This is a genomic window from Pseudonocardia sulfidoxydans NBRC 16205, assembly GCF_007989085.1.
Classification (GTDB): Bacteria; Actinomycetota; Actinomycetes; order Mycobacteriales; family Pseudonocardiaceae; genus Pseudonocardia; species Pseudonocardia sulfidoxydans.
In genome coordinates, this window is sequence record NZ_BJVJ01000015.1 from 51,280 (window position 1) to 75,219 (window position 23,940).

A 23,940-nucleotide genomic window follows, 5' to 3' on the forward strand; every position below is an offset into this window, starting at 1 on the left:
CGGATTCCCTCTCGTCAGATGCGTTCGAGCAGCAGGGCGTTCGCCATACCGCCTGCCTCGCACATGGTCTGCAGGCCGAACCGGCCGCCGGTGGCCTCGAGCGCGCCGAGCATCGTGGTGGTGAGCCGGACGCCGGAGGCGCCGAGCGGGTGGCCGAGCGCGATGGCGCCGCCGCGCGGGTTGAGCCGGCCGGGGTCGGTGTCGAACTCGGCCTGCCAGGCCAGCGGCACGCTGGCGAAGGCTTCGTTGATCTCGAGGTGGTCGATGTCGCCGATGCGGATCCCGGTGCGCTCCAACAGTTGACGGGTCGCGGGGATGGGTGCGGTGAGCATGGTGAGCGGGTCGTCGCCGCGGACGGCGAAGCCGCGGAACCGGGCGCGGGGACGCAGGTCGTGGGTGGCGGCGAATCGGTCGCTGACCAGCAGCATCGCGGCGGCACCATCGGTGATCTGGGACGAGTTGCCCGCGGTGACGGACCACCGGATCTCGGGGAACCGGCCGAGCATCGCGTCGTCGGTGAAGGCGGCGCGCAGGCCGGCGAGGGTCTCGGTGGTGGTGCCGCGGCGGATGCCCTCGTCGCGGTCGACGACCGTGCCGTCAGGGAGGGTGATCGGGGCGATCTCCTGGTCGAAGCCACCGGTGTCGGCGGTGGTCGCGGCGAGGTGGTGGGAACGGGCGGCGTACTCGTCGAGCTGGGTGCGGGTGAGCTTCCAGCGGGCGGCGACGAGCTCGGCAGCGATGCCCTGGGAGACGAGGCCCGGTGCGTAGCGGGCGGTGACGGATGGTCCGTGGGTGTCGGCGCCGATCCGGTTGGCGCCCATAGGGACCCGGCTCATCGACTCGACACCGGCGACGACGACCACGTCGTGGTGGCCCGCGGCGATGCTCGCAGCCGCGAAGTGGACGGCCTGCTGGCTCGACCCGCACTTGCGTTCGACGGTCACCGACGGCACGTGCTCCGGGAGGCCGGCGGCGAGCCAGGCTGTCCGGCCGACGTTGGCGGACTGTTCGCCGACCTGGTTCACACAGCCGGTGACGACGTCCTCGACCTGCGCGGGATCGATCCCGGTCCTGGTGAGGAGGGCGTCGAGGGTCTGGGCGAGCAGTTCGACTGGGTGCAGCGCGGAGAGGGCGCCTCCGGTCTTCCCGCGGCCGAGCGGGGACCGCACGGCGTCGATCACGACGGCGTCGTTCATGACCTACCTGCTTTCCATCGGGTCCGACAGAATCTTGACATTTGAGGTACCTGGATGTGAGCGTCTAGTCCATCACGCGGGCTCAACGTCGAGATGCAGGAGTGACATGGACGACAGCCTCACGATTCCCAAGGTCATCTCGGTGGACGACCATGCGGTCGAACCGCCGGACCTGTGGACCTCCGCCGCGCCGGCGGGCATCAAGGACCGGGTGCCGCGCGTCGAGCGGGCCAACGCCCGCTTCGGTTGGAGCGGTGGCAAGCACGTGGTCGAGCGCCGTCCCGACGGCGACCCCTGCGACTTCTGGCTCTACGAGGACTACGAGTGGCCGTTCTCCCAGACGTTCGCCTCCGTGGGCGTCGAGGAGGTCGACAACGTCCCCACCAACTACGACATCATCCGGCCGGGCGCCTGGATCCAGTCCGAGCGTCTGCGCGACATGGACGACGACGGTGTCGAGGCCGCGCTCTGCTTCCCGAACACGCTGCCCCGCTTCTGCGGCCAGACGTTCTCCGAGCGCACCGACAAGGACCTCTCGTTCTGGTGCCTCCAGACCTACAACGACTGGATCATCGACGAGTGGGGTGGCGGCGCCGGTCGCAACCGCCTGCTCCCCGCGGTGATCGTGCCGTTCTGGGACGTCGATCTCGCGGTGCGTGAGCTGAAGCGCTGCACCGACAAGGGCGCGGTCGCCCTGTCGTTCTCGGAGAACCCCGCGAACCTCGGTTTCCCCTCGCTGCACACCCGCCACTGGGACAAGCTCTTCGCCGCCTGCCAGGAGACGCAGTCGACTGTCGCCATGCACATCGGATCGGGGTCGCGCGTCTATGCGACCTCGGACGACTCCCCGTTCATCGTCTCCAGCTGCATGCTGTTCGTGAACCCGATGGGCTCGATCCTCGACTTCGTCTTCTCGGGCACGCTCGAGCGTTTTCCGCAGTTGAAGCTCATGTATCTCGAGGGCCAGGCGGGCTGGGTGCCCTACGTGTTCGAGCGGGCCGACAAACTGTGGGCCGAGCGGGGCAACAACGCCTTCGGATCCGATTTGAAGCGCAAGCCGTCGTCCTACATGGCGGAGAGCGTCTTCCACTGCATCTTCGACGACGACACGGGCTTGCGGATGCGCGACGTCGTCGGCATGGACCAGATCTGCTTCGAGACCGACTACCCGCACCCGGACGGCAGCTTCCCGAACACCCGCTCGACGATCGAGAAGATGTGCACGGCCAACGGCCTGAACCAGGCCGAGGTCGACAAGCTGACCCGTCTCAACGCGATCCGTGCGCTGAGCCTCGAACGGTTCGGCTTCACCAGCTGACCGACCAGGCCGCCGATCCGGACGCGGATGCTCCCGCGCCACGACGAGTGAGTAGTCAACGATGATCGAACTGCGCAACCCCCGCGCGTTCTTCGAACCGCTGTGCGTGGGCGCACCGCGTCCGGCCCCGGCCGTGTCGACGGAACCGTCCAGGATGATCCACTTCTTCGATCCAGGCAACGAGCGGATGCGCGCGAAGCTGCCGGACCTGGCCCGACGCGCCGATGTGCTGCTCGGGAATCTCGAGGACGCCGTGCCCACTGACCGCAAGAACGCCGCGCGCGCCGGACTCGTCGAGGCCTGCCGCTCCGGTGCGCTCGACGGTGCGCGGGTGTGGTGCCGCATCAACGCGCTCGACAGCCCCTGGGTGCTCGACGACGTCACCACCCTCGTCTCCGAGGTCGGGGCCCACCTCGAGGTCCTGATGGTCCCGAAGGTCGAGGGGCCGCGCGACGTCCACTTCCTGGACCGGCTGCTCGCCCACCTGGAGGCGCGGGCCGGGCTGACACACCAGATCGGGTTGCACGCCATCGTCGAGACCGCGCTGGGCGTCACCAACCTGGAGGCGATCGCCGCGTCCAGCCCACGCATGCAGGGGATGAGCTTCGGCCCGGCTGATCTCGCGGCGTCGCGACGGATGCGCACACTGCGCCCGGGCGGACCGCACCCCGGCTACCGCACAATGGACGACCGCACGGGCGACGCCGACAACGACGACGCCGCCGGGGCGCGGGTCAGCGTCGTGCAGGACCTGTGGCACGCGTCGATCGTGCGGATGGTCGACGCCTGCGCCGCCTTCGGGCTGCTGCCCTTCTACGGCCCCTTCGGCGACATCTCCGACCCGGAGGGCTGCGAGGTCCAGTTCCGCGCGGCCGCCGTTCTGGGCTGCGTCGGGGCGTGGTCGTTGCACCCCGGCCAGATCGACATCGCGCGCCGGGTGTTCACCCCGCCCGCCGACGAGGTCGCCGCCGCCCGCCGCGTCCTCGACGCCCTCCCGGACGGTTCGGGCGTCCGCATGATCGACGGCCGCATGACCGACGACGCGAGCTGGAAGCAGTGCCGCGCGATGGTCGACTTCGCCGACCGGGCCGCGGAGCGCGACGCGCGCATCGCCGGGGACCCCCTGGCCGGGGTGGCGACATGATGGACTGGAGTGCACGGACCTCGTGAAGCGGTTCGGCGGGGTCGCGGCCGTCGACGGCGTCGGCTTCGGACTTCGCGCCGGTGAGGTGGCGGCCCTGATCGGTCCGAACGGGGCCGGGAAGACAACGGTGTTCAACCTGCTCAGCGGCTTCCTGGCGGTCACGTCGGGGTCCATCACCTGGCGAGGACGCGACATCACGTCGGTGAAGGCGACGGCGCGGGCGAGGTCCGGGCTCGTCCGCACCTTCCAGCAGCCACGGGTGTTCGCGGCTCTGACCGTCCGCCAGAACCTGGTGACGGCGACGCACGCCGTCGTCCCGTCGCGGGTTCTCGCCGACCTGCTCGGGCTGCCGGCCGCGCGCCGCCGGGCCCGCGACCGCCGCGGGCTGGCCGACGAACTGCTCGAACGTTTCGACCTGGGCACCCACGCCGAGGCGAAGGCGGGCGACCTTCCCTACGGACTGCGCAAACGCCTGGGGCTGGTGCTCGGGGTCGCCGCGTCGCCGACCGTGCTGCTGATGGACGAGCCGGCGGCCGGCCTGAACGACGCCGAGGTCGAGCTGCTCAAGCAGGACCTGGCGACGATCCGCGGGTCCGGCGTGACGATCTGCATCGTCGAGCACCACATGGGACTGATCATGAGCGTGTCCGACCGCGTGATGGTCATGGAGTCGGGCCGGATGATCGCCGACGGCACCCCGGCCGAGATCGCGAACGACGAGCGCGTCGTCGCCGCATACCTGGGACAGGGGGCCACGGCGTGAGCTGGCTGAGCATCGACGGCATCCACGTCCGTCGCGGTCATTCGTCCGTTCTGCACGGTGTGAGCATCGACGTCGAACAGGGTGAGGTCGTCACCCTTCTCGGCTCCAACGGAATGGGGAAATCAACGACCCTCCGTACGATCTCGGGCCTTCACCGTCCACATCGTGGGAAAATCATGTTCGACGGTACGCGGATCGACCGTCGCCCTATGCATGAGATAGTGAAGGACGGCGTCGCGCACGTTCCCGAAGGTCGTCAGGTATTCCCGGCGATGACGGTGCGCGAGAACCTGGAGATGGGTGCGTTCGTGCGGCGCTCTGCGGGCGAGGGAATCGAGGAGGCGGTCCGGAGGTTCCCCGTCCTCGAGCGGTTCCTCGACGCACCGGCCGGGTCGCTCAGCGGTGGCCAGCAACAGATGCTCGCGGTCGCGCGGGGGCTCATGAGCAAGCCACGGCTGCTGTTGCTCGACGAGCCGACGCTGGGGCTCGCGCCACTCGTGGTCGCCGAGATCGGTGCCATCATCCGGTCGCTGCGGGAGGAGGGCGTGACGGTGCTGCTCGTCGAACAGAACACCGCACTCGCACTCGACGTCTCCGACCGCGCGTACGTTCTCGTCGAGGGTCGGGTGGAACTGTCGGGACCGTCCTCCGAACTGCTCGCCAGTGGGGAAATCAGAAAGGCGTACATGGGCATCTGAGGTCCGGTTCCTGATTTCTCCGACGATTCCAGGGGACACACACGTGGCAGAGGTTTCACAGCACGCGAGCAGGGACGGCGCGGTGACGCGCGCCGCCGCACTGCAGCGCCAGCACAAGCCGACGAAGACGGCGATGCTGCTCGCGCACTCGATCATCGAGGAGCTGGCCGAGGGCGACCACCCGGTCGGCAGCATCCTCGCGACCGAGAAGCAGTTGCTCGAGCGCTACAACGTCGGCCGCAACGTGCTCCGGGAGGCGCTGAGGTTCCTGGAGATCCAGGGTGTGCTCTGGACGAAGTCGGGTCCCCGAGGTGGGCTGGTCGTGGGCGCCCAGGACGGCTCGCACCTGGGCAGCATCATCACGATGCAGATGCAGGTGCTGCGGACGCCGTTGGCGTCGGTCATCGAGGTGCGCGAGGTCGTGGAACCCCGCGCCGCCGGCCTGGCCGCCGAGCGGGCCACGATGGACCAGCTGGTCAACCTCGAGGCGTCGGTCGAGGAGATGCGCAACACCATCGGCGCCGTCGACCCGTTCCTGCGCAGCAGCGCCGAGTTCCACGACCTCATCGCCTGGAGCGCCGGCAACGACCTGTTCCGGCTGCTCACCACGTCGCTGCACTGGATCACCGACCGCACCGCGCTCGGCATCGACTACTCCGAGCGCCGTCAGCGGGCCGTCCTCACCGCGCACGAGCAGATCTACGACGCGATCCGGAGCAACGACGCCGAGGCGGCCGAGAAGCTGATGCACAGCCACGTCGTCGACTTCCGGCGTTACCTGGAGAGCCGCTACCCCGAGACGTTGCAGGCGCCGCTGCGTTGGGAGCAGGCCCTTTGACCCATCGTGCTCACGCCGGAGCAGGAAGCCGACGACGTGCGGTGCGCTCGGGCGAGGACGACGTCGCGCTCATCGGGTCGGTCATGACGTGGTCGTCTGGGTTCTCGTGTGCGGGAGGGTCCGGGCCGCGATCACGGCTCCGGCGAGGGTGAGCAGGGCGGCGACGGGAACATTCGCCATCTCGCTCGGCCCGGCGTCGCTGCCGCCGGTGGGACGCGGCCGGACGCGGAGCGAAACGAATCGGACACCCGTAGCGAGCCAACCGGCAACGTCCGGATCTTCGAGGAGACCCATGTCCGAGGTGGTCCTGTGAGTGGCGACGGTCGTCGCGGCGGCAGGCGCCGCTCACGAGCTGTTGTCGTCGCTCTGCTGGGCGTGTTCGCCGCGGTCGTCGCCGCCTGTTCCGGCGGGCAGCAGCAGGCCCCGCTCGACCGCATCACCGTGGTGACGACGTCGCCCGTCGAGTCGATGACCTACGCCCCGGAGATGGTCGCCGCGGCCCGGGGCGACTTCGCCCGGCACGGCCTCGACGTCGACCTGCAGGCGCTGCAGGGGTCGCCCGCCGCGCTGCAGGCCGTGGTCGGGGGATCGGCGCAGGTCACCCGGCTCGGCGACATCGAGACCATGATCGCCGTCGGGGTCCGCGACGCGCCGCTGCGTGTCGTCGGTACCGAGATGGCCGTGGGCACGCTGCGGATCATCTCCGGTCCGGGCAAGCCGATCCGCACGCCCGCCGACCTGGCGGGCACGACCGTCGGCGTCCCGTCGCTCGGGGGCACGAGCGAGTCCACGCTGGACCTCGTGATCGCCCGCGGCGGCGTCGACCCGGCCTCGGTCCGCCGCGAGGTCACCGGTCTCGCCCCGGGCGTCTACGACCTCGTCGGGGCCGGGCACATCGACGCCTACATCGCGCCGATGGACACCGCCGTCGTGTTGCAGCGCACGCATCCCGACGCCGTGGTCCTCGACGCCGGGCAGCAGGTCACCGCGGGCGCGCAGGTGTACGTGAGCAGCGCCGACCAGCTCGCCGACCCGGCCGTGCAGGACCGCATCCGGCGCTTCCTGGCCGCCGTCCACGACGCGATGGACTTCATCGCCGCCGACGCTGCGAGCGGCTACGCGGAGACGGCGTCGCTGATCGCCTCGCGCTGGGACGTGCCGTCGATGTCGGACCCGGCCGTCGTGAAGGCGGGGATGGACGCCTACGTGACGACGTGGGGTTCGCTGCGCGGGACGCTGCCGCCCGACCGCTGGCACGGGGCGTATGCCGAGATCTCCGGGCTGGGGCTGGTCCCGGCCGGGCTCGACCCGGGCAGCTGGCTCCAGCAGCTCGGCCCGCAGCAGTGACCACGGTCGACCACGTACGGGCTCACGCGGTCCGCGTCGCCGGGGTCGGTCACGACCATCGACGTCGGCGCGGGCCGGTGACGACCGCGCTGGAGGGGGTGGACCTCACAGTCGCGGCGGGCGAGTTCGTCGCGGTGGTCGGCCGCTCGGGGTGCGGCAAGTCGACGTTGCTGCGGATCCTCGCGGGCCTGCTGGAGCCGACGCGCGGCACCGTCGACGTCACCGGCGGCAGCGATGGCGTCGGCATGGTGTTCCAGGAGCCGAACCTGTTCCCCTGGTACTCGGTGCGCGACAACGTCGCCCTGCCCCTGCGGCTGTCCGGTGTGGACAGTGCGGCGCGGCGCGCGCGGGCCGCCGAGCTGTGTCACGACGTCGGACTGGCCGGGTTCGAGGAGGCCGCGCCGCACGAGCTGTCGGGCGGGATGCGGCAGCGGGCGGCGCTGGCCCGGGCGCTGATCCGCGACCCCACGATCCTGCTGATGGACGAGCCCTTCGGCGCCCTCGACGCCCTCACCCGCGACGAGATGGTCGCCGACCTGGCCGACCTGCACGCGGCGTCGGGCGCGACCGTCGTGTTCGTGACGCACTCGATCCCGGAGGCCGTGCAGCTGGCCGAGCGGGTCGTGTTGCTGACGCCGCGCCCGGGCCGGGTGCACACGGTCGTCGACGTGCCGCTGCCGCACCCGCGTCGGGACACGACGGAGCCCGGCTTCCAGGACGTCGTCCGGCAGGTGCGCGACGCACTGGAGGCGGCGGACTCGTGAGGGGTGGGCCCGCCGTGGTCGGGGCGCTGGTGACGATCGTGGTCGTCGTCGGGGCCTGGACGGTTGCGACGGCCGCGGGCGTCTCCCCGCTGGTCCTGCCGCCGCTGGGGTCGGTCGCGTCGGCGTTCGCGACGCTGGTCCGGTCCCCGGTGACGTGGGGTCAGGTCGGGGTGACGGCGACCGAGATCGTGGCCGGTTTCGGGATCGCGCTCGTGGCCGGGATCGTCGTCGGGGTGGCGCTGGGCCGGCTGCGGTGGCTGGAGCAGGCGGCGCGGCCCGCGCTCGTGGCGTTCCAGGTGATCCCGAAGGTCGCGCTGGTACCGATCTTCGTGCTGTGGTTCGGGTTCGGGCCGACGTCGAAGATCGTGCTGGCGGCGCTGCTGGCGTTCCTGCCGATCACGATGAACGTGCTGCTGGGCGTGCGGTCGGTCGAGCCCGGGCACCGCGACGTGCTCGGTCAGCTGGGGGCGTCGCGGTGGCAGATGCTGCGCAGCCTCGACCTCCCGACGGCCGCGCCCTCGGTCCTCACCGGCGCCGAGACGGCCATCGTGTTCGCGGTGATCGGCGCGGTGATCGGGGAGTTCCTGGGCGGGAGCCAGGGGCTGGGGCATGTCGTGGTCGTCGCGATGAACTCGCTGGACACCCCGCGGATGTTCGCCGCGATCGTGCTGCTGGCGTTGCTGGGCATCACCTTGCACGGCCTGGTCGCGGGCGCGCGCAGGCTGCTGGTTCCGTGGCACACGTCCGCGTGAGCGTCAGCGGTGGCGGGCCACCGTCGTCGCCAGCTCGACGCGTGAGGACAGGCCGAGCTTGCGGAGGCTGTGCGAGATGTGGGTCTGCACGGTGCGCGGGGAGATGTAGAGCCGCGTCGCGATCTGCGGGCTCGTGAGGCCATGCCCGACCAGCTCGGCGACCTGCAGCTCCGTCGGGGTGAGGCTGTCCCACCCCGACGACGGCCGGCGCCGCCTGCCCGTGACGCCGAGGCGCACCTCGTGCTCGCGCAGCCGCGCGGTCAAGCGGCGTTCGACGGTCGTCGCCCCCAGCAGTGCGGCGACGTTCGTGCAGCGTGCCGCGCAGCTGCGGGCCCGGTCGGCGTCGCCGCGGGCCGCGGCCGCGACGGCCGCCTCCTCCCACGCGCCGAGCTCGCCGAGGACGTTGCCGCGCCCCGAGAACGCGGACGCCGCGGCCATGGCACGGTCCGGGTCCCGCTCGGCGATCGCGCGGACGAGGTCGGCGGCGGGGGCGAGGCCGGTGTTCTCGTCGAGGGGGACCGACGCGGTGTCCGACGCGACGCGCGCCAACAGCTCCTTGTCGCCGGCCACGGCGGCGACCCGCGCAGTGTCGGGGCCCGCGTGGAGCGCCCAGAGCAACCGGCCCGTGTCGAGGGTGCCGGTCCAGGTTCGGCGCGCCAGAGCCCCGGCGGCGTCGGTGTCACCCTGCGCCTCGGCCAGCAGCATCTCCGCGAGCGTCACGACGGGCAGCCCGTACTGCTCGGGGAGCGCGCGCAGCTTCCACCGGTCGAGCCCGGCGGCGACGACGTCGAGCTCGCCACGGCGGGTCCGGATGGCCAGGCTCAGCCCGACCGCGCGCGACAGCCACCCGGTCCCGGTGACGGCGGTGGCCTCGAGCCCCGAGTCGACCGCGGCGAGCGCGTCGTCCCAGCGCCCGGCGACGTAGTCGATGGTGCCGGCGACGAACAGGTGGTACGGCAGCTGCCAGCCGCGACCGTGCTGCTGGGCGTGCTGCCGCGTCCGCACCGACCGTTCCCGCGCTTGTTCGACACCGTCGGCGTGCAGTGCGAACCACGGCGGCAACACCGGCGTCGTCGGGCCGTCGGCCCAGTCGGGTGACCCGGCGTCGAGACGTGCCTGCACGGCCTGCTCGATCATCCGCAGCGCCTGCCGGCTTCGGCCGGAGAGGAAGAGGTCCATCGCGGCCGGGAGCAGGGCGGCGCCGCTGCGGCCCGTCGGGATGCCGTCACCGACCGGTTCGCGGCCCTCCAGCACGACCGCCCACCGGCGCAGCTGCGTCAGCGCCTCCCGCGCCTGCGGGGTGAGGTCGCTGTCGAGGCGACGGTCGATCTCGACGAGCGCACCGGGGATGTCGGCGGCGCTGACGGTGTTGTGCAGCCGTAGCCGGACCAGCTCCGAGCGGACGGCCGGGTCGTCGGTGCGTTCGAGGCCCTCGCTCGCCACCTGCAGCGCCTCGGCCATCCGGCCCGCCGCGGCCAGGACAGCGGTGCGGGCGACGGCGATGCGGTCCTCCAGCCGGGTCCGTTGCGGGCCCGGCGGCAGCGCGGTGGCCTGCCGGACGGCGGTGGCGAGCAGGTCGGCGGCCTGGGCGGGTGCGTGCGCGAGGTCGGTCCCGACCACGGCGAGCGCGCTCTCGGCCTCGGAGGCGTCGTCGGCGGCTGCGGCGGCACCCGACTGCTGCAGCACCTGCGACGGGATCCCGCCGACGGCCTGCAGCTCCGCCGCGCACGCCGCGTGCAGCATCCTGCGCAGCGGCGGGTCGAGATCGGAGTAGACGACGTCGCGGTACAGGTCGTGCTGGAACGCCAGGCGTTCGTCGTCGGTCCAGCGGGCGACACCGGAGGAGACGGCCGTCTGGATCGCGCCGAGCAGCGCCGCGGGTTTGCTGCCGGTGACGGCGGCGAGCTGCTCGGGGAACGCCGAGGCGCCCCAGACCGCCAGGACCTGCAGCAGGTCGCGGGTCGCCGGGTCGAGCAGCGCCAGGTGGGTGCGGGCACCGGCCTGGACGGACTCGGGCGCGTCGGTGGCGGCGGCCGTGGTGGCGAGCATGCCGTCCGCGGCGTCGAGCAGGCCACGTCGCTGCAGGTCGTCGAGCATGACGCGGGTGTGGAACGGGTTCCCGCCCGTCATCGCGAGCAGGCCCTGTACCGAGGGCCCGGGCGGCGCGCCGTAGCGGGCGGTGACGAGTGCGTCGAGCTCGTCGGGTGCGAGCCCGCCCAGCTCGACGACGTGCACGTCCGGCCGGGCGGCGAGCACCGTCAGGCTCTCCCGCAGGGGTAGCGGCCGCCGGGTCAGCAGCAGTGACAGCGGCAGGTCGCGGGTCATGTCGACGAGCCAGCCGAGCAGGTCGAGGGAGTCGGAGTCGGCCTGGTGCAGGTCGTCGGCGCACAACAGCACCGGGCCCTCGGCGCACAGTTTCTCCGCGGCCTCGACCATCCGGTCGGCCGTGTCGGGCCGGGGCGGGTACACGGCCTCGATTCCGATCAGCCCCGAGATCAGGCCGAACGGGCGGCTGCGGCTCATCTCGTCGGCCTCGACGCGCTGCACCACCGACCCCGACCGTGCCAGCCGCCCTGCCACCATGCCGACGGTCGTCGACTTTCCGATGCCCGGCAGACCGCTGACCAGGACCGTCCGGGTACCCCCCGCGAGGTTGTCCAGGATCTCCTCGACCGCCGACGCGTGGCGGCCGCCCGGATCCGAGGTCACCCTGCCAGGCTATTGAGGACCGCACCCCCTCGCGTGGCCCATGTGGATGACGTGTGGATCTCTGCGCGGGCGGTGTTGGCGCTGGTCCGAACGTCGGGAACCGGCCCGGTTCGCCGTGGGAGGTGCGTGTTCCCGGCAGGACCGCCGAGGGCATGAATCGGGTGATTCGGACGTAAGGTACGGTCGAGGAGACTCACCGAAGGTGAGGCGCGTCTAGGGTTCCGTCCCGCTGCGGCGGGGGTCTGGTCCGAGAGATGCAGGCGGCCGCGAGGCCGTCCCACGGCGGGGGAAAAGCCCGGGAGACAGCTGATCGGTGTCGGCTGCCCCCGGCGGGCGGCACCCCTCGACCTGGGGCCGCCCATGAATGCCGAACAGCCGTCTCCGCTCCTCGCCGCCGGTGGTGAGGTCACCCCCGGCGAGCACTGGACCGTCGAGGTCGCGGGCCTGGAGATCAACCTCGACACCGTGATCGGGACGCTCGTCGCCGCGATCGTCGTCTGCGGCCTCGGGCTCTGGGCGGCCCGCCGCGCCACCGCCGGCCGCCCCACCGCGCTGCAGCTGACGTTCGAAGCGCTCGTCGGCTGGGTCCAGGGCCAGGTCAAGGAGGGAATGGGCCGCCACGCCCCCGCCGGGCTCGTCGCGTTCGCGGTGACGCTGTTCGCGTTCATCCTGACGGCCAACTGGCTCGGCCTGCTGCCGACGCACGAGTGGGTCCCGTCCCCGACCGCCGACGTGAACCTCGTCTACGCCATGACGATCGTGGTGTTCGTGTGGCTCAACGTGTGGGCGATCCGTCGCTCGCCGAAGCACTACGTGAAGCACTGGGTGGAGCCCTACGCGTTCCTCGCCCCGATCGAGCTGGTCACCCTCTACGTCTCGCGGCCGCTGTCGTTGGCGCTGCGGCTGGTCGGCAACGTGCTGTCCGGCGGCATCATGATCTCGGTGATCGCGATGCTGCCGATCTACGTGTCGTGGCTGCCGATGGCGGGCTGGAAGCTGTTCGAGATGTTCGTCGGCGTCATCCAGGCGCTGATCTTCGCCCTGCTCACGATCATCTACTTCAGCGGCTACGTCTCGGAGAAGGAGAAGGCGTCCTGATCCCTCGTGAGCGGCGATGGTCGCTATCGCGACTATCGCCACTCACAGGGGGAGCAGAGCATCGACGAGGGTCGTGAGGTCCTCGGTGTAGCGCTCGGGCAGCGGCGTCCCCGGGGGCATCGCCGCGATCGCCCGGTGCAGGTGGGGGAAGCTCGCCGGGTCGCTCTCGCGCATCATCCGCTTGCTCCACGCGTCGTCACGATCGTGGTGGCGGGTGAACAGCTCGCCGTAGGTGAACTGCCACAACGTCTGGTGGGCCGACAGCGCCGCGACGCCGTCGAGACCGGCCCGCAGCAGCGCAGCCATCAACCGTTCGACGAGCGGCAGGATCCGCGGACTCGCCAGGCCGTCGACGACGAGCACCGTGACGACCCACGCCTCCTGCGACATCGTCCGGTGCGCGGCCGACATCAGCCCGACGACCTCGGCCCGGGGGTCGTCGACGGGGTCGGGCAGGACGATGCGCGCCGCGACGTCGTCGAGCATCTCGAGCAGCAGCTCCTCACGGTCGGCGACGTGCCGGTAGAGCGCCATGGGGGAGCAGCCCAGCTCCTGGGCGATGCGCCGCATCGTGACGGCCGCGATCCCGTGCTCGTGGGTGAGCCCGAGGGCGACGGTGACGATGTCGGCGCGGTCGAGCCTGCCGTGTCCCCGACGTCGTTCGTCTCGTGTCGCCATCGGCGACATTCAACCCGTCGGCGGGGAGTCGTCGCTCACCACGGTCGGCGCGGTGACCGCGGCCCGCCTGCTCGGCACCACGTTCACGGTTCCGCGGACGGTGGGATCGGCGACGTCGGGGCGCAGGAGCTCGACGAGGTGGGACGGCACCCCGCCGGGCAGGAGGTCGCCACCCAGGACGTCGGGGACCGGGCCGTCGGCGACGACGTGGCCCTCCGCCAGCACGACGACACGATCGGCCGTGGCGGCCACCTCGACGTCGTGGGTCACGAGGACGACACCGAGGCCGTCCTGCGCGCAGAGCCGCCCGAGCAGGCCGAGCACTGCGTCGCGGGTCCCGGGGTCGAGCGCGGACGTCACCTCGTCACACACCAGCACCCGCGGTCGCGCGGCGAGAGCCCGGGCGAGCGAGACCCGTTGGCGTTGGCCGCCGGACAGCTCGGCGGGCAGCAGGCCCGCCGTGTCGGCAGACAGCCCGACTACCTCCAGCAACGCGGCGGCCTCGGCGTCGGCGGCGGCCCCACGCAGGTTCCGCAGCAGCCGCAGCGGGCGGTGCAGTGCCGTCCGGACCGGCTGGCGCGGGTGCAACGCCTCCGACGGGCTCTGCGCCACGTACTGCAGGGCCGCGCGCTGGGGCCGGGTGCGGCGCCGCACGTCGGGGTGCAGGGTGGCGCCGTCGACGGTGACCGTATCGGCGGCAGCGGGGTGCAGCCCCGCGAGCACGCGGGCGAGCGTGGTCTTGCCGGTGCCCGACGCGCCGAGGACGGCGACGCGCTCGCCCGCGCCGACGTGCAGGTCCACGCCGTGCAGCACCCTGGTGGCGCCGTAGCCGCCGACGATCCCCGATGCCGCCAGCACGACCTCGGCCGGCGCCGCCTCGGACGTGAGGGTGAACCGGGCCGGCTCGGGTGGGCCCGACGCGACGACGCGCCCGTCGGCGACGGTCACGAGGCGGTCGACGTTGGCCGCCAACGTCTCCGCGTCGTGCCCGATCCACAGCAGCGCGACGCCCGCGGCCCGCAACGAGGCCAGTTCGCGGTGCACGTCGGCCCTGGCGAGGACGTCGAGCCCGGTCGTCGGCTCGTCGAGCACGAGCAGCCCCGGATCACGCGCCAGCGCGATCGCGAGCGCGACCCGCTGCTGCTGGCCGCCGGAGAGCTGGTGGGGGTAGCGGCGGGCGAGCCCGGCCGGGAGCCCCACGCGGCCGAGGAGCGCGTCGACCCCGGCCCGGTCGCGGCGCACCCCGCCCGCAGCGGTCAGGACGGCCCGGACCGTGCGGTACGGGTTGAGCGACGCGCCCGGGTCCTGACCCAGGTAGCCGACGCCGCGGGGCGGGCGGCCCGGCAGCACCGGCGCGCCCGCGACGTGCACCGTGCCCGCGACGTGGGTGATGCCGTCGCGCAGGTGCCCGAGCACGGCGAGCGCCGTCGTCGTCTTCCCGGAGCCCGACGCGCCGACGATCCCGACCGCCTCACCGGCGGCGACGTCGAGCCGGACACCGTCGAGCACGGTCCGCCCACCCGCACACAGCACGAGGTCACGGACCTCGACGAGCCCGGGCGCCGTCACGCCAGCACCGCCCGGCTGCGGCGGACGGCGTCGTCGGCGAGCACGGTCACCGAGACGGCGAGCAGCGCGACGAGCACCACCGGGACGGCGAGCAGCAGCGGGGCGAGCTCCACGCCCGGCAGCGCCTCGACGATCAGCGTGCCCCAGTCGGTCCCGCTCGGACCCACACCGAGGAACCCGGCGGCGGTGACGACGTAGATCGCCGCGACGAACCGGATGCCGAGGTCGGCCACGAGCGGGCCCGCGACCAGCGGCAACAGCTCCCTGCCGACGATCCACGCCGGTCCCTCGCCGCGCGCGACGGCCGCTTCGACGTGCGCCCGCGTCACGACGGGCGCTGCCGCGGCCCGCAGCACCCGCGCCGACAGCGGCACCCCCGTCAGCGCGACCGCGAGCACCAGCCCGGCGTGCCCGGTGAACGCCGTGAGGATCAGCAGCACCAGCAGCATCGGCGGCACGATCGCGAGCGTGTCGAGTGGCCGCAGAACAGCACCCTCCACCCAGCGGGAGCGGCCGCTGCGGCCGTCCCACCAGGCGGCGAGCAGGCCCGCGACCGTACCCAGCGCGCTGCCCGCGACGGCGCCCGCGAGTGCGGTGCCGAGCATCGGCAGGCCGCCGTCGAGGATGCGCGACAACAGGTCCCGGCCCAGCGCGTCGGTACCGAGGAGGGCCTGGGGGGTCGGCGGTTCGTAGGGCAGCCCGACCGGTGCGGCCGGGTCGTACGGCGCGACCAGTGGGCCGACGACGATGACGACCAGCAGCACCGCGAGCACCCCGGACGCGACACGCGTCCCCGGCCACCTCATCGAAACGCCACCGGAGCCGGCTGCTCGGCCGTGCGCAGCGTGGGTGTCGACAGCCGCACACCGACGTCGGCGGCGAGCAACGCCACCACCACCCCGGCGCCCAGCACCATGACCAGCGCCTGGGCGACGGGCAGGTCGCCGGTGCGGACCGCGGTGACCAGCACCTCCCCGATGCCGGGGTAGCCGAACACCCGCTCGACGAGCACGGTCCCGCCGACGAGCGCGGCCGCCGTCAGCAGCCACACCTGGAGCGCGACGGGCAGGACCGCCGGCAGTACCGCGTGCCGGACGACGTCTCGCGGCGGTTCGCCGTTGAGCCGCGCGAACTCGACGTGCGGCGCCCTGACCGTCGCCGCGATCGTCGCCCGGATCATCCGCACCGCGTACGAGGCGTGCAGCAGGAGCAGCGCCAGCACCGGCAGTACGAGCGCGGCGGGCCGGTCGAGCGGCCCCGCGCCCGGCGGGATCAGCGACACCGCGGGCAGCACGCCCAGCCCGATCGCGAACACCAGCACGAGCAGCCCGGCCGTCACGAACTCGGGTGCGGCGACGAACAGCAGCGACGCCACCGCGACCCCACGGTCGCGCCTGCTGCCGGGCCGCAGCCCCGCCCACATGCCGACGACCAGTGAGATCGGGACGAGCAGAATCGTGGTGAGTCCCGCGAGCAGCGCCGAGTTCGCGACGCGGCCACCGAGGATCGCACTGACCGGCGTCCCCGAGACCGACGTTCCGAGGTCGCCCCGGAGAAGGCCACCGGCCCAGTCGGCGTAGCGGACCAGCACCGGCCGGTCGAGGCCGAGCCGCTGCCGGGTCTCGGCCAGCCGTGCCGGTGTCGCCGACGCCCCCAACCGGGCGTTCGCCGCGTCGCCGGGGAGCAGGTCGACCCCGACGAACACGAGCAACGACAGCAGCACCAGCAGCGCCGCGCCCGTCGCCAACCGGCCGGCGACGAGCCGGATCACGCCAGCCCGGCCTTGCCCAGGTACGGGTACTTCGCGGAGTCACGGACCTCGATCCCGGCGACGTTGCGCCGGCTGATGGCCAACGTGTCGGCCAACCCCCACACGATCCAGTTGCCGCGGTCGGCCATGACCGCCTGCGCGGTCTTCCACGCCGCGGCCCGGGCCGCCTCGTCGGGTGTCGAGAACGCCGTCGCCACGGCGGTCTTCAGCTCCGCGTCGTTCAGTGCCAGCGTCGGGAACGCGGCCGAGCGGGCGTAGGTGACGTCGAGCGGGAACGGACCGAGCGGGAACGTCAGCAGGTGGGTGGCCGCAAGCGCGTCCGGCGCGAAGTACTCCTGGACACCCACGATCTCGGCGCGGGCGTCGAGGCCGGCTGCCTTGAGCTGCTCGACGAACAGCTCGGTCGAGCCGTTCATGCCCGCCTCGTACTCCGCGGAGCGGACGACCAGCGGCGCCCCGACCGCGCCCGCCTGCTCCAGCAGCGCCTTCGCGCCCGCGACGTCGGTCGCCGGAGCCTTCACGGTGTCGTCGAAGTAGCGGGCGCCGTGGCCGAACAGGTCGTTGCCGGTGACGCCGTACCCGAGCAGGACCCGGTCGACCAGGGCCTGCCGGTCGACCAGCATGCGCACCGCGCGCCGGGCCCGGGGGTCGTCGAACGGCCGGATCGTCGTGTTCATGACGAACCCGAGACTGGTGCGCTGCGTGTCACCCGCGCTGCGAACCTCGAGGTCGTCGCCACCGGCACCGGTGCGCGCGACGGTGAACGGGACGTCGGCGGCGTAGTCCGCCTCACCGGTCCGCACCGCGTTCACCCGCGCCGACGGATCGTCGAGACTGATGACGACGATCTCGTCGGCGAACGGTGCGCCGTCCCAGTGGGCGTCGTAGCGGGTGAGACGAGCCTGCCGCCCCGGCTCGAACGCGCCCAGGCGGTACGGGCCCGTCCCGACGGCCGTGCCGCCGGGGGCGAACGTCGCGCCGTCCTTGATCACGCGCATGCCCGCGCCGGCGAACAACATCGCGGGATCGCCGACCGGTTGCAGCGTCGGGATCGTGATCGTGCGCGGATCGCGGACCTGGACCTGCGCGGTGTCGAGGAACCCGGTGAGTTCGTGCGGGACCGGCCGCTCCGGGGACGCGAGGTAGCGCAGGGTGTAGGCGACGTCGTCCGCGACGAAGGGGCTGCCGTCGTGCCAGGTCACGCCGTCGCGCAGGCGCACGGTGAACGCACCGTCGCCCTGGTCGACGCCGACGGCGAGCCGGGGCAGGGGGTTGCCGTCGCTGATCGCGAAGAGCTCGTCGAAGACGGTCCAGTTGCGGGCGTAGTCCGACGGGGTGCCGCTGATGAACGGGTCGAGGGACTCCGCCGCCCCGCCGCCGCCCGAGCCGACGACGGTCGGGGCCGACGCGGGGCTCCCGCAGGCGGTGACGGCGGCCGCGAGGCCGGCCCCGACACCGGCGTAGCGCAGCAGCTGACGACGCGAGAGCGCGCGAGACATGTAGGTGCACCTCTATGAATGAGTACGATGTACGCAATGAGTGAGGTGACGCTAAAGGCACCCGCGACTCATTGTCAACGAGGGTCTGCTGCCCGTGGAGGCCGCACGCCCTGTGAGTGGCGATGGTCGCCATGGCGACCATCGCCACTCACGAGCTACGCGGGGGCGGGCATCGCGCCGATCTGGACGAGCACCGAGAGCAGGTCGGTGGAGGTCCAGCGCTCCAGACAGACCCCGTCGCGCATCCGCAGGATCGTGATGCCGTTCATCGCGATCGGGTTGCCCGTCGCCGGGACACCCATGAACTCGCCGTCGTGCGTGCCCGACAACGTGAACCGGGAGACGATCCGGTCGCCCGAACCGAACGTGTCGTGCAGCTCGATCCGGCTGCCGGGGAACGCCGCCGTCAGCGCCTCGTAGAACGCGCGCACACCGGCCTTGTCCAGTGGCTCCGGGCCGAACCCGTGCACCAGGACGTCGGCGTCGTAGATCCGCAGGTAGCCCTCCAGGTCGCCGGCGTTCCACCGGTCGATCGCCGTGCCGAGTGCCGCCTGGCTGGTCTCGAGGGTCGTCGTCATCGCGTCCGTCCTCCTTCTCCGTGGTCGCGGCGATCGTGGCCCGGTGCCCGGCCCGGCACACCGGTCGTTGGGCCCCTGATCGGTGTCGGGTCCTCACAGGGGCTCACGGTCCGGTGCGCTCGTACAGCCGGCGCGACCACAGGTAGCCGGCGCCCGCGATCACGACGCACCAGACGACCGCCACCAACCCCGTCGTCCCGACCGGCGTGCCCGACAGGAGTGCCCGCAGCGTCTCGATCACCGGGGTGAACGGCTGGTACTCGGCGAACCAACGAAGGGCCGTCGGCATCGAGTCGGTGGGCACGAAACCGCTGCTCAGGAACGGCAGCAGCAGCAGGATCATCGGGGTGTTGCTCGCGGTCTCGACGCTCTTCGCCTTCAATCCCAGCGCCACGGCGAGCCAGATCATCGCCAGCCCAGCGAGGATCAGCAGCCCGATCGCACCGAGCCAACCGCCGATGCCGGCATCGGGCCGGAAACCGACCGCCAGCGCCACCGCCGTGACGGTGACGAGCCCCACGAACACCTGGATCAGGCTGCCGATGACGTGCCCGGTCAGCACCGAGGCCCGGGAGATCGACATCGTCCGGAACCGGGCGACGATGCCCTCGGTCATGTCCATCGCGACCGAGATCGCCGTGCCCTGCACTGCGCCCGCGATCGTCATCAGCAGGATGCCGGGGACGACGTAGTTGGCGTAGGCGGCGCGCCCGGTCAGGCCGGCTGCCGGGCCGCCGAGGCCCGACCCGAGGGTCCCGCCGAAGACGAACACGAACAGCAGCAGGAACACCACCGGCATCCCGACCAGCATGACCGTCAGCGACGGGTACCGGAGCATGCGACGGACGTTGCGGCGCAACATGGTGCGCGAGTCGCGCAGCGGGTGGGTCATGGTCGTCATCGGACGGGCTCCTTCGCAGGGGCTTCGCTCGCCGCACGGGGGCGGCCGGTCAGGGACAGGAAGACGTCGTCGAGATCAGGGCTGTGGACGGTCAGCTCGTCGGGCTGGACGCGGACGGCGTCGAGGCCGTCGAGCACCGCGCGCAGCGAGCCGACGCCGCCGTCGGCGGGGATCTGCAGGGTCAGCGCCTCGTCGTCGCGCTGAGCGCGGGTGAAGACGCCGGCCGCAGCGTCGAGCGCGACCGGCGTGGCGAACCGGACGCTGATGTGCCCGCCGGGAATCATCCGCTTGAGTTCGGTGGCGGTCCCCTCGGCGACGATCCGACCCTGGTCGAGCAGCGCGATCCGGTCGGCCAGCTCGTCGGCCTCCTCCAGGTACTGCGTGGTCAGGAAGATCGTGACGCCGCTCGCCGCCAGCCCGCGGATGGCCTCCCACATCATGCGGCGGGTGCGCGGGTCGAGACCCGTCGTCGGTTCGTCGAGGAAGATCACCTGCGGGTCGCCGATCAGCGTCATCGCGAGGTCGAGCTTGCGGCGCATCCCGCCCGAGTAGCCGGCGGGGGCACGGTTCGCGGCATCGACGAGGTCGAACCGCTCCAGTAGCTCCGCGGCGCGGCGCCGGCCCTCGGCGCGGTCGAGGTGCAGCAGGTCGGCCATCAGGATCAGGTTCTCCTCGCCGGTCAGCAGGTTGTCGACCGCCGAGAACTGGCCCGTCACGCCGATGGCGCGGCGTGCCGCATCGGGTTCGTCGGCCAGGTCGTGACCGGCGATGGTGACCGTGCCGCCGTCGGCGGGAAGCAGCGTCGTGAGGATGTGGACGGTCGTGGTCTTGCCGGCGCCGTTGGGCCCGAGCAGGGCGAAGATCGAGCCGGCCGGGACCGCGAGGTCGATGCCGTCGAGGACGACCTCGGCCCCGAACGACTTGCGCAGCCCGATCACCGACACGGCATCGGAACGGATGGCGGACATGGGTTCTCCTCGTGAGGAAGTAGGGGCGCGTCAGGCACGGCGGACGACGACGTCGCCGCTGTCGGTGTGTGCGTGGATCTCGACGGTCTCGGTGAAGCCGTCGGGATTGTCGCGGGCGTCGAGGGAGTTGCGGACCTTGCCCGACGTCGAGCTCACGTCGAGCCACGCGGCCGTCCCGGCGCGGATGCCGACCTCGAGGACGCCGGACGTCGTCGTCAGCTCGACGGTGCCGCGGACGACCTCGTCGATGCGGACACCGCCGTACGCGGTCTTGGCCGACACACCGCCCTCCGCACGGCCGATCCGCACGTCCCCGTACAGGCCGGTGACCCGCAGGTCGCCCCCCGCGTGGCCGATGCGCGTGCCGCCGTAGTTGTTGCGGACGGTCCCCGCGGCGTCGAGCGTGCGGGCCTCGATGTCGCCGGAACCGGTGGAGAGCTCTGCGTCACCGAGGGCGTGCTCGACGTGGACCTCGCCGTAGGTCGTCTCCAGCGTCAGCGGGCCGCCCTCCTCGACGCGGATGTCGCCGTAGCGGGTGAACAGGCGGCACTCGCCGAGCGACCCGTCGCAGCGGTACTCGCCCATCGAGAGCGTCGCCGTCACGTGTGACCCGGCAGGCACCTCGATCTCGACGATCTCGGCGGCACTGCTGCGCAGCCAGTCGAGCGCCCAGCCGAAGCGACGCTGCGCCGGACCCGTGATGGCGAGCTCACCGTCGGTGAAGCTCACGCGGGTGGTGGTGGCAGTGTCGGCCGCGCCGTCGGGGGTGACGGTGACCCGGGTGTCGGTGCGGTCGCCGGCAATGATGCGGACGCTGCCGTGCGGGAGGTCGATGGTGACCCGGACCGGCCCGGCGGTGTCGAACAGGTGGGTGGTCATGGCCTCAGCCCACCCATCCGGTGAGCCGGCCGCCGTGCGAGCGTCCGGCGCTCCTGCGGTCGGGCTTCGGGTCGAGCGCCGACGTCGCGGCCCGGACGAGCCAGGCGTTGACCGACAGGCCCTCCTTGCCCGCCGCCTCCTCGATCCGGGCCTTCAGCGTCTCCGGCGGGCGGAAGTTGATCCGCGAGGTGGCGCCATCGGTGGCGTCAGGCTGGCTCGGCGGCGTGGCCGGACGGTCCTCGCCGTTCGACGTGGAGCTCGGCGCCGCGGGGCCGGTCGTCGGCACGGATACGACGAAGTCGGGCTCACGGCCCCGCAGCCGCAGGTGCACCGACCCCGGCGCCAGCTCGCGGGTGATCTCGTCGGTGGCGACCGACAGTGCATCCAGCAGGGTCAGCCGGGTCGCCGACTCCAGTGCGGGCACCAGCCGCTCGGCCAGTGCCCGCATGTCGTCGCCACCGGCCTCGGCTGCCACGATCAGCTCGCGGCGGAGGCTCTCGACGTACCCTCCGATGTCCATGGCGCCACTATGGCGCCATAATGGCGCCATGCGCAAGTGGGTTGGCGCCGGAACGTCGGATCAGGGTCGCGCGGTGACCTCGATCCTCTCGCCGCCGAAGTGCAGCGACGTGGCGAGATAGTCGCGCAGCACGTCGGGATGGGCGGAGTCCGCGACGAGGCCGAGGTAGCCGTCGGGCCGGATCAGGGCCATGCCGTCGATCGGCCAGCCGTACGCCTGGGCGAGGGCGTCGTCGGCGGCGACGACCGTGCCGAGATCGCCGAGCACCTCACGCAGCGCGGCCTCCTGCCCGGAACCCTGGACGACCAGCAGGAAGCCCGGCGTGGCCAGCAGGTCCTCGATCGCGACAGCCGTGCCCGCGGGGTCGGGGGCGTGGTCGCCCGCCTTGACCGCGGCGCGCCCGTGGTGCACCGACAGGGCGCTGTCGCGGTAGTTGATCGTCAGCTCGGCCATGGTCGAGGCGGCGACGTCACGGACCTTGTGGACGTGCCCGACCAGGAACATCGCGACGTTGCGCAGCACGGCCTCCGGCCCGGACGCGGTGCCGACCTCGGTCAGCGTCGTCGTCGTGCGGACCACCATGGCCCCGACGGGATGACGCTCGGCGTCGTAGCTGTCGAGCAGCGCGGCGTCGGCCCGGCCCTGCGCGACGAGGGCGAGCTTCCACGCGAGGTTCGCGGCGTCCTGGATCCCGGTGTTCATCCCCTGCGCCCCCGCGGGGCTGTGGATGTGCGCGGCGTCGCCGGCGAGGAACACGCGGCCGAACCGGTACCGCGGCACCTGCGCATGGTGGACCTCGAAGTAGGTCAGCCAGCGCGGCGTGTGCATCCTGACCGCCCCGCCCATCCGGACGTCGGCGAGCGCCTGCATCTCCGCGAGCGTCGGCGCGGTCGTCCCCTCGGGCGGCGGGTCGACGAGGAACATGATCCGGGCCCGGTCACCGGCCAGCGGGAACAGCATGCCCATCCCGTCGGGATGAGTGAACATCCGGATCGAGTCGGGTGCGTAGCTCGTGTCGACGTCCGCGTCGGCCATCGCGAAGTGCTGGCCGTGGAAGCCTCCTTCGAGCGTCGTGCCGACGAGGCGCCGCGTCGTGCTGTGCCCGCCGTCGGCGCCCAGCACCCAGCCGTACCGGGCGGCCGACTCGCCGCCGGCGCTGCGCAGCACGACGTCGACGCCGTCGTCGTCCTGGGTGAGCCCGGCCAGCGCGACACCCCGATCGACGACGACGCCCAGCTCGGCGGCCCGCTCCGCCAGCACGGCCTCGGTGTCGGGCTGCGCGACGTCGAGCACATAGGGGTGGCGGCTGGGCGCGTTGCCGAGGTCCATCCGGACGCGGGCCCTGCCGGTCCGGCCGTCGACGACGTCGAGCGCCGGGACCCGGCGGCCGAGCGACTCGAGCCGGTCCAGCGCCCCGAGCGACGCGAGCAGCTCCATGCTCCGGGCGTGCACGCCGACGGCGCGCGACTCGGTCGTCGGCTGTTCCAGGACCTCGACGACCCGGACGGCGACGCCGAGCCGGGCGAGCTGGACGGCGGCGGTGAGGCCGACCGGGCCGGCGCCCACGATCAGGACGGTGTCGTGGGTGGCGTTCATCGAATGGCTCCTGTCGGGTCCGTGGACCGGGTGTCGGCGGAGGACGCGCGGGTCAGCGCCTCCTCCTGGATCCGGGTGAGGGTGCCGACGAGCAGGTCGGTGGGCGTGTCCGCGAACAGCTCGCGGACCTCGTCGACCCCCCTCGCACCGTGGGTGAGCTCGTCGTCACGCTCCCGAATATGAACGAGACATGACCCAGATCACAATGTCCGAGCGGTCGCGACCCGCGACGCCTTCCTGCTCACGGCCGTCGTCGAAGAACCCTCCGCGTGGGCGATGAGTTCCGCCGGAGCCCGGCGTCTACCCGATGACACCCACACGCGCTCCACGGAGGACAGGACCCCCAGGACTGGC

At 72.5% G+C, this 23,940-nt stretch carries 22 protein-coding genes and 1 riboswitch; of the genes, 9 read left to right on the forward strand and 13 right to left on the reverse strand.

Annotated elements, in window-relative coordinates; translation table 11 throughout:
• Positions 1–14 precede the first annotated feature (14 nt).
• The gene (locus PSU4_RS10170) at positions 15–1,196 is read right to left on the reverse strand and encodes a thiolase family protein (RefSeq protein ID WP_147105496.1); all 1,182 of its coding nucleotides are present in this window, start codon (positions 1,194–1,196) and stop codon (positions 15–17) included.
• Between the two features lie 106 nt (positions 1,197–1,302).
• Here PSU4_RS10170 and PSU4_RS10175 point away from each other — a divergent pair, with 106 nt between their 5' ends.
• From PSU4_RS10175 to PSU4_RS10210, 8 genes are all read left to right on the forward strand, one after another.
• Entirely contained in the window at positions 1,303–2,514 is a 1,212-nt protein-coding gene (locus tag PSU4_RS10175; protein WP_147105499.1) for an amidohydrolase family protein, read from the forward strand.
• Positions 2,515–2,584: 70 nt separating this feature from the next.
• Complete coding sequence (locus PSU4_RS10180) at positions 2,585–3,658, forward strand: HpcH/HpaI aldolase/citrate lyase family protein (protein ID WP_147105638.1); 1,074 nt, start codon at positions 2,585–2,587, stop codon at positions 3,656–3,658.
• Positions 3,659–3,680: 22 nt separating this feature from the next.
• Positions 3,681–4,421: an ABC transporter ATP-binding protein gene (locus tag PSU4_RS10185; RefSeq protein ID WP_186816855.1), complete on the forward strand. Its 741-nt coding sequence runs from the start codon at positions 3,681–3,683 to the stop codon at positions 4,419–4,421.
• On the forward strand, positions 4,418–5,119 hold the full coding sequence (locus PSU4_RS10190) for an ABC transporter ATP-binding protein (RefSeq protein ID WP_147105505.1): 702 nt from the start codon (positions 4,418–4,420) through the stop codon (positions 5,117–5,119). Before PSU4_RS10185 ends, PSU4_RS10190 begins: the two co-directional genes overlap by 4 nt.
• A gap of 43 nt (positions 5,120–5,162) precedes the next feature.
• Positions 5,163–5,957, forward strand: a complete 795-nt coding sequence (locus PSU4_RS10195; RefSeq protein ID WP_186816856.1) for a FadR/GntR family transcriptional regulator — start codon at positions 5,163–5,165, stop codon at positions 5,955–5,957.
• 309 nt (positions 5,958–6,266) lie between these two features.
• On the forward strand, positions 6,267–7,304 hold the full coding sequence (locus PSU4_RS10200; RefSeq protein WP_147105511.1) for an ABC transporter substrate-binding protein: 1,038 nt from the start codon (positions 6,267–6,269) through the stop codon (positions 7,302–7,304).
• A gap of 77 nt (positions 7,305–7,381) precedes the next feature.
• The gene (locus PSU4_RS10205) at positions 7,382–8,068 is read left to right on the forward strand and encodes an ABC transporter ATP-binding protein (RefSeq protein WP_246115038.1); all 687 of its coding nucleotides are present in this window, start codon (positions 7,382–7,384) and stop codon (positions 8,066–8,068) included.
• A 14-nt stretch (positions 8,069–8,082) separates the two neighbouring features.
• On the forward strand, positions 8,083–8,820 hold the full coding sequence (locus PSU4_RS10210; RefSeq protein ID WP_186816857.1) for an ABC transporter permease: 738 nt from the start codon (positions 8,083–8,085) through the stop codon (positions 8,818–8,820).
• Between the two features lie 3 nt (positions 8,821–8,823).
• Here the strand turns inward: PSU4_RS10210 and PSU4_RS10215 are convergent, their stop codons facing one another.
• Entirely contained in the window at positions 8,824–11,529 is a 2,706-nt protein-coding gene (locus tag PSU4_RS10215) for a helix-turn-helix transcriptional regulator (RefSeq protein WP_147105517.1), read from the reverse strand.
• Positions 11,530–11,731: 202 nt separating this feature from the next.
• Positions 11,732–11,833: riboswitch (guanidine-I (ykkC/yxkD leader) on the forward strand.
• Positions 11,834–11,889: 56 nt separating this feature from the next.
• On the opposite strand from PSU4_RS10215, the gene atpB reads away from it, so the two are divergent.
• Complete coding sequence (gene atpB, locus PSU4_RS10220) at positions 11,890–12,627, forward strand: F0F1 ATP synthase subunit A (RefSeq protein WP_147105520.1); 738 nt, start codon at positions 11,890–11,892, stop codon at positions 12,625–12,627.
• 42 nt (positions 12,628–12,669) lie between these two features.
• On the opposite strand, the gene PSU4_RS10225 is transcribed toward atpB, so the two are convergent.
• From PSU4_RS10225 to PSU4_RS10275, 11 genes are all read right to left on the reverse strand, one after another.
• A complete protein-coding gene (locus PSU4_RS10225) occupies positions 12,670–13,305 on the reverse strand; it encodes a TetR/AcrR family transcriptional regulator (protein WP_186816858.1) in 636 nt (211 codons plus the stop codon).
• Positions 13,306–13,314: 9 nt separating this feature from the next.
• Complete coding sequence (locus PSU4_RS10230; protein WP_147105524.1) at positions 13,315–14,874, reverse strand: ABC transporter ATP-binding protein; 1,560 nt, start codon at positions 14,872–14,874, stop codon at positions 13,315–13,317.
• On the reverse strand, positions 14,871–15,680 hold the full coding sequence (locus PSU4_RS10235; protein WP_147105527.1) for an ABC transporter permease: 810 nt from the start codon (positions 15,678–15,680) through the stop codon (positions 14,871–14,873). Before PSU4_RS10235 ends, PSU4_RS10230 begins: the two co-directional genes overlap by 4 nt.
• Positions 15,677–16,645 carry an ABC transporter permease gene (locus PSU4_RS10240; RefSeq protein ID WP_147105530.1) on the reverse strand — a complete coding sequence of 323 codons (969 nt, stop codon included), beginning with the start codon at positions 16,643–16,645 and terminating at the stop codon, positions 15,677–15,679. Before PSU4_RS10240 ends, PSU4_RS10235 begins: the two co-directional genes overlap by 4 nt.
• Positions 16,642–18,144: an ABC transporter substrate-binding protein gene (locus PSU4_RS10245; protein ID WP_147105533.1), complete on the reverse strand. Its 1,503-nt coding sequence runs from the start codon at positions 18,142–18,144 to the stop codon at positions 16,642–16,644. The genes PSU4_RS10240 and PSU4_RS10245 overlap by 4 nt, the downstream gene beginning before the upstream one ends.
• Positions 18,145–18,299: 155 nt before the next feature.
• Positions 18,300–18,722, reverse strand: a complete 423-nt coding sequence (locus PSU4_RS10250; RefSeq protein ID WP_147105536.1) for an ester cyclase — start codon at positions 18,720–18,722, stop codon at positions 18,300–18,302.
• 103 nt (positions 18,723–18,825) lie between these two features.
• Positions 18,826–19,623 carry an ABC transporter permease gene (locus PSU4_RS10255; RefSeq protein ID WP_147105539.1) on the reverse strand — a complete coding sequence of 266 codons (798 nt, stop codon included), beginning with the start codon at positions 19,621–19,623 and terminating at the stop codon, positions 18,826–18,828.
• Entirely contained in the window at positions 19,620–20,591 is a 972-nt protein-coding gene (locus PSU4_RS10260) for an ATP-binding cassette domain-containing protein (protein WP_147105542.1), read from the reverse strand. Before PSU4_RS10260 ends, PSU4_RS10255 begins: the two co-directional genes overlap by 4 nt.
• Before the next feature lie 30 nt (positions 20,592–20,621).
• Positions 20,622–21,470, reverse strand: a complete 849-nt coding sequence (locus PSU4_RS10265) for a DUF4097 family beta strand repeat-containing protein (protein ID WP_147105545.1) — start codon at positions 21,468–21,470, stop codon at positions 20,622–20,624.
• A gap of 4 nt (positions 21,471–21,474) precedes the next feature.
• Entirely contained in the window at positions 21,475–21,990 is a 516-nt protein-coding gene (locus tag PSU4_RS10270; RefSeq protein ID WP_147105548.1) for a type II toxin-antitoxin system HicB family antitoxin, read from the reverse strand.
• 60 nt (positions 21,991–22,050) lie between these two features.
• A complete protein-coding gene (locus PSU4_RS10275) occupies positions 22,051–23,586 on the reverse strand; it encodes an FAD-dependent monooxygenase (RefSeq protein WP_147105551.1) in 1,536 nt (511 codons plus the stop codon).
• Positions 23,587–23,940: the final 354 nt, after the last annotated feature.